General features: G+C 67.2%; 11 protein-coding genes and 1 pseudogene. 7 read left to right on the top strand and 5 right to left on the bottom strand.

All coding sequences use genetic code 11. The features are described 5' to 3' along the window. Positions 1-467, top strand: a 467-nt coding sequence (locus AC5RTT_RS18515; RefSeq protein WP_494146417.1) for an ATP-binding cassette domain-containing protein, incomplete at its 5' end; no start/stop codon positions are given. Here AC5RTT_RS18515 and AC5RTT_RS18520 read toward each other — a convergent pair. Together AC5RTT_RS18520 and AC5RTT_RS18525 are read right to left on the bottom strand one after the other, a co-directional pair. Then, entirely contained in the window at positions 464-1,552 is a 1,089-nt protein-coding gene (locus AC5RTT_RS18520) for an ATP-dependent DNA ligase (protein ID WP_494051930.1), read from the bottom strand. The genes AC5RTT_RS18515 and AC5RTT_RS18520 overlap by 4 nt on opposite strands. Before the next feature lie 64 nt (positions 1,553-1,616). Beyond that, positions 1,617-2,540: an AEC family transporter gene (locus AC5RTT_RS18525; RefSeq protein WP_494146418.1), complete on the bottom strand. Its 924-nt coding sequence runs from the start codon at positions 2,538-2,540 to the stop codon at positions 1,617-1,619. A gap of 151 nt (positions 2,541-2,691) precedes the next feature. On the opposite strand from AC5RTT_RS18525, the gene AC5RTT_RS18530 reads away from it, so the two are divergent. The 4 genes from AC5RTT_RS18530 to AC5RTT_RS18545 all read left to right on the top strand — a co-directional run bounded on the left by AC5RTT_RS18530 (position 2,692) and on the right by AC5RTT_RS18545 (position 7,101). After that, entirely contained in the window at positions 2,692-3,732 is a 1,041-nt protein-coding gene (locus AC5RTT_RS18530) for a TIGR03885 family FMN-dependent LLM class oxidoreductase (RefSeq protein WP_494146419.1), read from the top strand. Continuing rightward, the gene (locus AC5RTT_RS18535; protein ID WP_494146420.1) at positions 3,729-5,423 is read left to right on the top strand and encodes an alpha-amylase family protein; all 1,695 of its coding nucleotides are present in this window, start codon (positions 3,729-3,731) and stop codon (positions 5,421-5,423) included. Before AC5RTT_RS18530 ends, AC5RTT_RS18535 begins: the two co-directional genes overlap by 4 nt. 38 nt (positions 5,424-5,461) lie before the next feature. Beyond that, on the top strand, positions 5,462-6,688 hold the full coding sequence (locus AC5RTT_RS18540) for a pyridoxal phosphate-dependent aminotransferase (protein WP_494146421.1): 1,227 nt from the start codon (positions 5,462-5,464) through the stop codon (positions 6,686-6,688). Positions 6,689-6,864: 176 nt separating this feature from the next. Then, positions 6,865-7,101 carry a hypothetical protein gene (locus tag AC5RTT_RS18545; RefSeq protein ID WP_494146422.1) on the top strand — a complete coding sequence of 79 codons (237 nt, stop codon included), beginning with the start codon at positions 6,865-6,867 and terminating at the stop codon, positions 7,099-7,101. A 94-nt stretch (positions 7,102-7,195) separates the two neighbouring features. Here AC5RTT_RS18545 and AC5RTT_RS18550 read toward each other — a convergent pair whose 3' ends face one another. From AC5RTT_RS18550 to AC5RTT_RS18560, 3 genes are all read right to left on the bottom strand, one after another. Next, positions 7,196-7,483 (bottom strand): MoaD/ThiS family protein, encoded by a 288-nt coding sequence (locus tag AC5RTT_RS18550; RefSeq protein ID WP_494146423.1) that lies wholly within the window; start codon positions 7,481-7,483, stop codon positions 7,196-7,198. After that, complete coding sequence (locus AC5RTT_RS18555; protein ID WP_494146424.1) at positions 7,476-8,582, bottom strand: WD40/YVTN/BNR-like repeat-containing protein; 1,107 nt, start codon at positions 8,580-8,582, stop codon at positions 7,476-7,478. The genes AC5RTT_RS18550 and AC5RTT_RS18555 overlap by 8 nt, the downstream gene beginning before the upstream one ends. Before the next feature lie 63 nt (positions 8,583-8,645). Further along, the gene (locus tag AC5RTT_RS18560) at positions 8,646-8,846 is read right to left on the bottom strand and encodes a hypothetical protein (protein ID WP_494011586.1); all 201 of its coding nucleotides are present in this window, start codon (positions 8,844-8,846) and stop codon (positions 8,646-8,648) included. 301 nt (positions 8,847-9,147) lie between these two features. Between AC5RTT_RS18560 and AC5RTT_RS18565 the strand changes: the two genes are divergently transcribed. Next, complete coding sequence (locus tag AC5RTT_RS18565) at positions 9,148-9,876, top strand: hypothetical protein (protein WP_494146425.1); 729 nt, start codon at positions 9,148-9,150, stop codon at positions 9,874-9,876. A gap of 105 nt (positions 9,877-9,981) precedes the next feature. Beyond that, positions 9,982-10,232: pseudogene (locus AC5RTT_RS18570) on the top strand (class F sortase); the annotation flags it as partial.

The following is a 10,232-nucleotide window of genomic DNA, read 5'->3' on the forward strand; positions in this document are numbered from 1 at the left end:
CGGCACAGCGGGACGAGCGGATCGCGGCCGCCTTCAAGGAGGTGGAGCTGGATGCCGGCCTGCTGGACAAGCGCCCCGGCCAATGCTCCGGCGGCCAGCTGCAGCGGGCCACCATCGCCCGCGCCCTCCTGCTGGAACCCCGGGTCCTGATCTGCGATGAAGCCACCTCGGCACTGGACGCGCTCACGCAGCGGACCATCCTGAACCTGCTGCTGCGGCTGCAGCGCGAGCATGACCTGTCCCTGATCGTGATTTCCCACGACATGGACGTGGTGCGGTACATGTGCGACAGGGTTGCGGTCCTGCTCGACGGCAGGGTGGTGGAGGTGGCCGAAACGCGGGACTTTTTCGCCGCCCCGCGGCACCCGCACAGCCGGGCACTGGTGAACGCGTCCATCCCCTGCCGCGCGGACGGCCTCTGGAGCATGCTGGACGCCAGGAACCCGGCGGTCCGGGGAAACGGCTAGGGCCGGCCGGTCTCCAGGACGGAGGCGAGGTCAAAGTTGACCGGTTCCTCCAGCTGCGCGTAGGTGCAGGACTCCGGATCGCGATCCGGGCGCCAGCGGTTGAACTGGGCGGTATGCCGGAACCTGTCCCCCTCCATGTGGTCGTACCGGACCTCCACCACCAGTTCGGGCCGCAGCGGCACGAAGGACAGGTCCTTGCCGGCGCTCCAGCGGCTGCCCTCGGCGTTCCGCGGCGTCCGTTCGCCTTCCTCCTGCTTCGCCCACGCCCAGGGGTGGTTGTCGAAATCGGTCACGAGGGGCTGCAGTTCCTGGAACAGCTCTTTGCGGCGCTTCATCGGAAAGGCGCCGATCACTCCAACGCTCGCCAGGCCGCCGTCGTCCTTGTACAGGCCCAGCAACAACGAGCCGATGCTGTCCGGCCCGCTCTTGTGCAGCCGGTAGCCGGCCACCACGCAGTCGGCCGTGCGCTCGTGCTTGATCTTGAACATCACGCGCTTGTCCGGTTCGTACCGGCCATCCAGCCTCTTGGCCACTACGCCGTCCAGGCCCGCGCCCTCGAACTGCTCGAACCACTTTCCAGCGGTTCCCTTGTCCGTGGTGGCGGCCGTCAGGTGGACCGGCGCCTTGCTGGCCGCCAGTGCCTTCTCCAGCGCGGCGCGGCGTTCAGAAAAGGGCCTGCCGGTATAGTCGTCGTCGCCCAGGGCCAGGAGGTCGAAGGCCACGAAGGATGCCGGGGTCTGCTCCGCCAGCAGCTTCACCCGGCTGGCGGCGGGGTGGATGCGCTGCTGCAGGGTGTCAAAGTCCAGCCGGTCGCCCGAGGCGCCCACCACGATGATTTCCCCGTCCACCACGCACCGCGGCGGCAGGTTCTCCTTCAGGGCCGCCACCAGCTCGGGAAAGTAGCGGGTCATGGGTTTTTCGTTGCGGCTGCCAATTTCCAGCTCGTCCCCGTCGCGGAAGATGATGGACCGGAAGCCGTCCCACTTGGGTTCGTAGCTGAGGCTGCCTGTTCCCGGAATACCGTCGATGCCGCTGACGGATTTGGCGAGCATGGGCGGGACAGGCGGCATCACGGGAAGTTCCATGTGCCCATTCTTGCCCGGCAGGCGCCCGGCGCGGAACCCCTGCCCCGCCCGTCGGCGCGCCGGATCAGCCCGCGAGCAGCCAGACGATGAGGATCAGTGCCGGCGCCGCGGCGGCCGTGGACAGCATGATGGTTTCCCTGGCCACGGCCACACCCCGGCCGTACTTGCTGGCAAAAAGGAAGGCGTTCTGGGCGGACGGGAGGGCAGCCATCAGCACCACGCCCAGGAGCATGTGCTGGTCCAGGTTGAACAGGAAGCGCCCGACGACGAACGCCACCGCCGGCATGACCGCTGACTTGAGCACAGTGGCGGTGAGGATTTCCGCCGTGTGCCCGCCGCTGCCCAGCATTCGGCTGCCGTGCAGCGACATGCCGAATGCCAACAGCACCACCGGAACGGCGGCGCCGCCGAGCAATACCAGCGGGGCCATCACCGGCTCAGGCAGCTCCACGTTGAGGGCGGCCAGGACCACGCCCAGGAGGGTGGCGATGATCATGGGATTCCGGAACGGCTGCGTCAGCATCAGCCGCGGCGAGAACCTGCCGGCGGCGGAGAGGTCCAGCAAGGTGAGCACCAGCGGTGCCAGCAGGAGCAGCTGGACCAGCAGCACCGGCGCCACGGGCGTGGCGTCCCCCAGGGCGTACAGGGTGATGGGGATGCCGATGTTGTTGGCGTTGACGTAGGAACTGGCCATGGCGCCGACTGCCGTCTCGGCCAGCGGCCTCCGGAACCACAGCCGGCTGATCCCCACATACAGCAGCGCGGTGACCAGGGCGGTAATCAGCGCCAGCGGCACGTAGGCGGAGAACACCACGCTGACGTCCGATTCCAGGACCACCGTGAACAGCAGGACCGGGTTGGTGATGAAGAACGCGGTGCGGGTCAGTGCCGCGACAGTGGGCTCGCCGCCCAGGCCGCAGCGCGCGGCGATGTACCCCACGGCGATCACGACGCCGATCACCGCCAGCCCGATCAGCACGCCGCCCATTGAGGTACTTCCTTCCCGTTCCGCCGGCCCCCGCGTTGTCGGCAGGAACGCGGTACTACAAGTTCCAAACTTATCCGACAAGTAGTCCGCTTCACGTACCGGGGCCGGAATGCCCTCGACAGGGCACCGTGCCGGACGGTAGAGGTTAACGATGGTTACCGTCGGCTTTCACGCCTCGCACGAACAGATCAGTCCCGGCCAGCTGCTCCAGGATGTCCAGCACGCGGAGCGCGCAGGCTTCGACGCCGCCATGTGCTCTGACCACATCGAGCCGTGGTCCGCACGGCAGGGCCATTCGGGGTTCGCCTGGTCCTGGCTGGGGGCCGCCCTGGCCACCACGGGCCTCCGGTACGGGGTGGTGACGGCACCGGGCCAGCGCTACCACCCGGCGATCATCGCCCACGCGTCCGCGACCCTGGCCGCGATGTTCCCGGGGCGGTTCTGGTTTGCCCCCGGCAGCGGCGAAAACATGAACGAGCACATTACCGGCGATGCCTGGCCGGCCAAGGACATCCGGCAGCGCCGGCTGGAAGAGTGCGTTGACGTCATCCGCCGGCTGCACCGCGGCGAGGAGGTCACCCACCGCGGCCTGGTGACGGTGGAGCAGGGGCGGATCTGGGACGTCCCGGACTCTCCGCCGCCGCTGATCGCGCCCGCCATCAGCGTGGACACAGCCCGCCGTGCCGCAGCGTGGGCTGACGGGCTGGTCACAGTGAACCAGCCCGCAGACAAGCTCCGGGACATGCTGGCCGCCTACCGGGACAACGGCGGCCGCGGCAAGGCCGTGCTGCAGGTCCACCTCTCCTGGGCACCCCGCGAAGAGGATGCCGCGGCCATTGCCCTGGACCAGTGGCGGACCAACACCTTCGCCCCGCCCGTCCCGTGGGACCTGCCCACCGCCGGGCACTTCGACGGCGTGGGCGAGCACGTGGGTGAGGACCAGGTCCGCAAGTCGGTGAACGTTTCGGCCAGCACCGCCCGGCACGTTGACTGGCTGGCCGGGTACGCGGAGCTCGGCTTCGACGAGCTCTACCTGCACTTCGTGGGGCAGGAGCAGGCCCCCTTCATCGACGCGTTCGGCGCGGACGTCCTTCCGCACCTTCGCACGTCCGGCGGGACCCCTGCCGGCATTGCCGCTGAACCGCCTCTTGCCGCGGCAGCTGCCGAACCGTCGTCGAAGGTTCGGGCATGAGGCTCGCCGAGACGTCCGACCTGTGGTGGAAAAACGCGGTCATCTACTGCCTGGACGTGGAGACGTTCTTTGACGACGACGGCGACGGCACTGGGGATTTCGCCGGGCTGACCCAGCGGGTGGACTACCTGGCCGCCTTGGGCGTGACCTGCATCTGGCTCATGCCGTTCTATCCGTCCCCGGACCGGGACGATGGCTATGACGTGACGGACTTCTTCACCGTGGACCCCCGGCTCGGCACCATGGGCGACCTGGTGGAGTTCATCCGCGCGGCCAGGGACCGGGGAATGAGGGTCATCGCAGACTTCGTGGTGAACCACACCTCGGACCAGCACCCCTGGTTCGTCGAGGCCCGGAAATCCACGGACAACAAATACCGGGACTACTACGTGTGGCGCAGCGACACTCCGCCGGACACGTCCTCGGAGGTGGTGTTCCCCGGCGAAGAGGACTCGCTGTGGGAGAAGGATGACGCCACCGGGGAGTGGTACCTGCACATGTTCGCCAAGCACCAGCCGGACCTGAATGTCACAAACCCCGATGTGCGCGACCAGATCGCCAAGGCGATGGGCCTGTGGCTGGAACTGGGCCTGGACGGGTTCCGGCTGGACGCTGTGCCCTTCTTCCTGGAAACCCGCGGGCAGCCCAGGGACGAGGCCGCCAACCTGGATCCGCACGGCTTCCTGGCCGCGCTGCGCAGCTTCGTGAGCCGCCGCAATGGCAGCGCTGTGCTGCTGGGCGAGGTGAACCTGCCCTATAAGGAACAGGTCGAATTCTTCGGCGGGCCGGACGGCAACGAACTCAACATGCAGTTCGATTTCATGTCCATGCAGTACATTTACCTGTCCCTGGCCCGCGGGGATGCCCGTCCCCTGGCCGAAACACTGAAGGGCCGGCCGCCGCTGCACCCGGACAACCAGTGGGCAATGTTCGTGCGCAACCATGACGAGCTGACCCTGGACAAGCTCAGCGACGGCGAGCGCGAAGAGGTATTTGCAGCTTTTGGACCCCGGAAAAACATGCAGATCTACGGCCGCGGGCTGCGCCGCAGGGTGCCGCCGATGCTGGGAGGCGACCAGGAACGTATCCGGATGGTGTACTCGCTGATGTTCTCGCTGCCGGGCACCCCCGTGCTGTTCTACGGCGAGGAGATCGGCATGGGGGAGGACCTCCGGCAGAAGAGCCGCGCCGCGGTGCGCACCCCTATGCAGTGGACCAGCGAAAAGAACGGCGGATTCTCCAGTGCCAAAGCGGCGGACCTGGTGGCGCCCCTGGTGCGCGGTGAGTATGGGGTGGAGAACGTCAACGCTGCGGCCGCCAAGCGCGACCCGGACTCATTGTTCAATTTCATGGCCACCCTGATTGCACGTTACCGCGAGTCCCCGGAACTGGGGTGGGGTGAATTCAACGTCATCGACCAGCCTGAGCCCGCCGTGTTCGCCCATACCTGCAGTTCCGACGGCGGGACGCTGGTGCTGCTGCACAACTTCGGCAAGGACCCGGTAAAGGTCAGCGGCCTGGTGGGTGGCCAGGACGCCCCGCCGCAGGCCTACAAGGACGCCATGCTGCTGGACCTGTTCGACGGCGACAATGTGGAATTGGAACCCGATGGCGGCTTCACGGCGGAACTGGGGCGCTACGGATACCGCTGGTTCCGGTTACACCGGAAGGGGGACCGGCTGGCGCCGTAACGGGGGCGGCGGGCGCCGGCTGTGTGTAAAGATCAACCATGCGCGCCATGCAACACTCCAGCAAACTCCAGAACGTCCGCTACGAGCTCCGGGGCCCCATCCTCCAGGCGGCCAAGAACATGGAGGCCGAGGGGCACCGCATCCTGAAGATGAACCTCGGGGACACGGCGCCGTTCGGGCTGGAGGCGCCGGAGTCCGTCGTCGTGGACATGATCCACCACCTTCGCGGCGCGCAGGGGTACAGCGATTCCAAGGGGATCTTCACCGCCCGGACCGCCATCTCGCAGTACTACCAGACCCGTGGGCTGATGAACATCGGCGTGGAAGACATCGTGATCGGCAACGGGGTCAGCGAACTGATCTCCATGTGCCTGCAGGCCTTCATGGAAAACGGTGACGAGATCCTGGTCCCGGCGCCGGACTATCCCCTGTGGACCGCTGCCGTGACCCTGACCGGCGGGAAACCGGTGCACTATCTCTGTGACGAGGCGGAGAACTGGTGGCCGGACATGGCGGACGTGGAAGCGAAAATCACCAGCCGCACCAAGGGCATCGTGATCATCAACCCGAACAACCCCACGGGCGCCGTGTACCCCCGCCGCGTCCTGGAACAGTTCGCTGCCCTGGCACGCAAGCACAACCTGGTCCTGTTTTCGGACGAGATCTACGAGAAGGTGCTGTATGACGGCGCCCGCCACATCCACACTGCGTCCGTGGCGGAAGACGTGTGCTGCCTGACCTTCAGCGGGCTGTCCAAGGCCTACCGGATGCCCGGTTACCGTGCGGGGTGGGTGGCCATCACCGGGCCCCTCGCGGCCACCGCGGGCTACCGGGAAGCCCTTGAACTGCTTGCCTCGCTGCGCCTTTGCGCGAACGTTCCCGCCCAGCATGCCATCCAGACATGCCTGGGCGGCTACCAAAGCATCGAGGCGCTGGTGAATCCGGGCGGCCGGCTGCGGGAACAGCGCGACCTCGCCCACAAACTGCTCACCGCCATTCCCGGCGTTACCTGCGTGCCGGCGTCGGGAGCCATGTACCTGTTCCCGCGCCTGGATCCGGACCTGTACCCGATCGCCAGCGACGAGCAGTTCGTCCTGGACCTCCTGCAGGAACAGAAGATCCTGGTTTCCCACGGCACCGCGTTCAACTGGCCCGCACCGGACCACTTCCGGTTCGTAATACTTCCGTCCGTTTTAGACATCGAGGAAGCGGTGGAAAGGATTTCCGACTTCCTGGCCGGCTACCGCAGCCGCGGCGCCGCCTGAACGGGGTCCCGCTTCCGGCCACGCCCGCAGGCCTGCCAGTAGGGTGCGGCAGAAACAACACCGGTTCGAAGAACTAACCGGTACCTAACCGCGGGGAAACGGGCGCGCAACATTGCCCGGCCACACTTGGTAGTGCAGGCAAGAGCCGGCACCAGCTCCAGCCAGGAGGCCACGCAATGTTGAAGAAGGCGACCACGCATGTAACCAGAGTCCGCGCCCTGGACCAGCTCCACCGCGGTGACGAAATCGAAGCCCGCCTTTCCGTGGGCCCTTCCTACGACGACGTGGTGATCCGCCGCGGCAGCGTCCAGGAAACAGCGCCGGGCATCGGCGTGGTCTGGATCCTGGACCGGATTACAGGGCTGCGGAAAGCAATCAATACGGACGAATGCACCGTCTGGCGGATCGCCTGAACTTCAACGCTTTGCCGCCCTCTCCAGGGCGGCGCCGCCGCGGCAGCGGGCGTAGTCAGTAAGGACTGCCCGCCAGCCCCGGCAAACACGGGATTCAGCCGCCGGCCACGGACTGGATCACCAGCACCTCCTGGCCAGGCGCCACCTCGGTCTCCAGCCCCTGCAGGCGGCGTACCTCGTCCCCGTCAACATAGACATTCACGAAGCGGCGCAGTGCACCCGTCTCGTCCCGGAGCCGCCTGGCAAGTACCGCATAGTCGGATGTCACCGCGTCAAGCAGCTTTCCCACGGTCACCGGCCCGTCGGCGGGCGCAGTCAGTACGGACTGCCCGCCGGCGAGGGGCTGCAGGACGCTCGGCAGGACAACTGCGATGTCAGGCACTCGCCATCACTGCCGCCCGGACACACAGCACATCGGGCAGGTGTGTCGCTACTTCCGTGAAGGTCTCACCCTCGTCCGCGCTGGCATAGACAGCGCCGCCGCGCGTGCCGAAGTACACGCCCGCGGGTTCCGCCGTGTCAACCGAGGCGGCGTCGCGCAGCACGCTGTTGTATTCGCCGGTGGGCAGGCCGGACGCCAGCCGCTTCCAGGTGGAGCCGGCATCGTCCGTGCGGTGCACCGCCAGTTCACCATCGGGCGGAATGCGTTCGCCGTCCGCTTTCAGCGGCACCACCCAGGCCGTCCCGCCGCGCCGGGGGTGGGTGAGCATCACGAACCCGAAGTCTGCGGGCAGCCCCTCCGCAATGGAGGTCCAGGTGTCGGCATTGTCGTCCGTGCGGTAGACGCCGTGATGGTTCTGCGCATAGAGGCGGCCGTCAACGGCAGGGTCCGCGGCGATCTTGTGTACGCACTGGCCGAATTCGGGGTTGGGGTCGGGCAGGAAGTAGGCCGAGATTCCCTTGTTGCGCGGCTCCCAGGAGGTGCCGCCGTCCACCGACCGGTAAACGCCCCCCGTACTCATTGCCACGTGGACGGTCTCCCCGGACGGATGGACCACGATGGAATGCGCCGCAGCACCACCGTAGCCGGCGCCCCACTCGCTCCGGTGCGGGTGGTCCCAGAGCCCCCGGTTCAATTCGAAATGTTCGCCGCCGTCCGTGGATTTCCACACGGAGATGGGCTCCGCACCGGCCCAGACCACCCCCGGCCGGGATTCGGCATCCGGATAAATCTGCCACACGCGCTCTACCGCCGCGCCGGTGTCCTCCGGAAACTTGATGGCCCCCTGCTCCGGCTCGGACCAGGTGGATCCGAGATCGTCGGAATGCGCAACCGTGGGTCCCCAGTGTTCATTACGGACACCCACCATGATCCGGGTGCGCCCGTTCCGGGTGTCGATCCCGATGCTGGGGATCTCGCTCATCAGGAAATGGGGGCCGGTGAAGGACCAGTTGAGCCTGTCCCGGCTGGTAGCCAGCCAGAGTCCTTTTTTGGTCCCGATCGCTAAGACAAAACTCTCTGCGGATGCCATGCCCCCCATGCAACCATCGCTGCGGGCGGCCCGCAACGGTTTTCCGGTGGCAGGAGTTCCCGGCCCCTGCGGCTAGTCGACAAACTCCGACTGGGTCTCGATGAAGTCCCAGTCGGCGTCGCTGAGCACACCTGCCGGGTTGTCGGGGTGCGGTCCGCCCGCCTCCGCGATGCCCTGGAGCACGGGAAGGGGCAGTTCCTCGGCACGCAGGTTCTCCCGCAACCACTCCTTGGTGTCGAGGTCCAGGTCCAGCCACCACATGTAGATTTCCATGATGTCCACACACCTTTCGTATGCTTCAACGTTAGGCGCGGGGCAAACCGCGGACAAGGGAGCATCACGGAGTGGGCCGCTTCGCGCCCCAGAACAAGTAGTACTCCCCCGCTTCCGCGTAGGAGCAGGTATCGCCGCACGTCAGCGGCCCGTAAAGTCGAGTACCTCCTACTCGCGACCCGCCCCCGCCGCCGCTCCTAGCCTGAAACCTCAAGCAAGCTGACCGTGCTGCTGGGGCATAAGGCGTCAACGCTGGCACTCCCCGCGCGCATGGACCGCTACATATCACTGGGGAGTAAAAATGAAACGCACTTTAGCCACTTTGGGGGTGGCAGGGCTGGGCCTGATTGGCCTCACTGCCCCTGCCCTAGCCGCATCGGACAGGGTCGTCGTCTGCCACGACGAGGGCGGAGCCTGGATCCCGCTGGAGTTTGATGACGACGGAATCGGCGGCCACCGCCAGCACGCGGACGACATCATCCCGCCGACACCGAAAATGCCCGAGGGACTGAATTGGACCAATTCGGGAAAGATCGCCTACATCGCCAACTGCGCCCCGTTGCCGCCGGGCGAAACACCGCCGGTCTACCCGCCGGTCGACGTGGACCCGCCGGTCGTGATTGACCCGGTCGTGGTGCCACCCGTCGTCGTCGACCCGCCCGTGGAGCAGCCGGTGGTGGTGCCGCCGGTCGAACAAACGGTCGTGGTGCCGCCAGTCGAGCAAACGGTCGTCGTCCACCCGCCGGCGGCCGCCGAGGTGGTTGCCCCTCCGGCCGCGGCGCCTGCTGCTGGTGCGCCAGTGGTTCCCGCGCAACCTGCCGCCGCCACGCCGCAGGTGCCGGCACGGACCGGTGCTGCCGCCACCGCTACCGCTACCACCAACCTGGGCACCAACAAGGGCTACAACGCACAGACGGCCGTTGGCGGGGCTGAGTACTCCCCCGCCTGGGTCGCCGGCTTGGGCGCACTGGTGGCAGCAGGAGCCGCAGTGGCCGTACGCCGCAGGTCTGACGCCACCGCAGCAGGCTAAGCCGCGGCCCGAGCCGATTTCCGCGGCCACTGACAAGGAAGGCGTCCCGCCAGTGCCCGGCGGGGCGCCTTCCTTCCCATCATCCCCGCCAGGTGAGGAGTAGAGATGTCCCAGGAAGGCAGCCGGCACGCCGCCCGGACCGGCCGCCGGTGGCGCCGCTGGAACCGCGGTGACCTCGCCATCCTCCTGTCCGGAATCCTGGCATTCCTGGCCATTACGTTCGGCGGCCCTTTGCTCCACCAGCCGCAGCCGGCCGCCGTCGGAAGCGTCGAAACGGCAACCCTTGCACCGGCAACCGCCGCACCGCTGGCGCACAGCACTCCGGATATACAAGGCCCGACGGCGGCGCCCACCGC

The organism is Arthrobacter sp. Y3221157 (genome assembly GCF_059089865.1).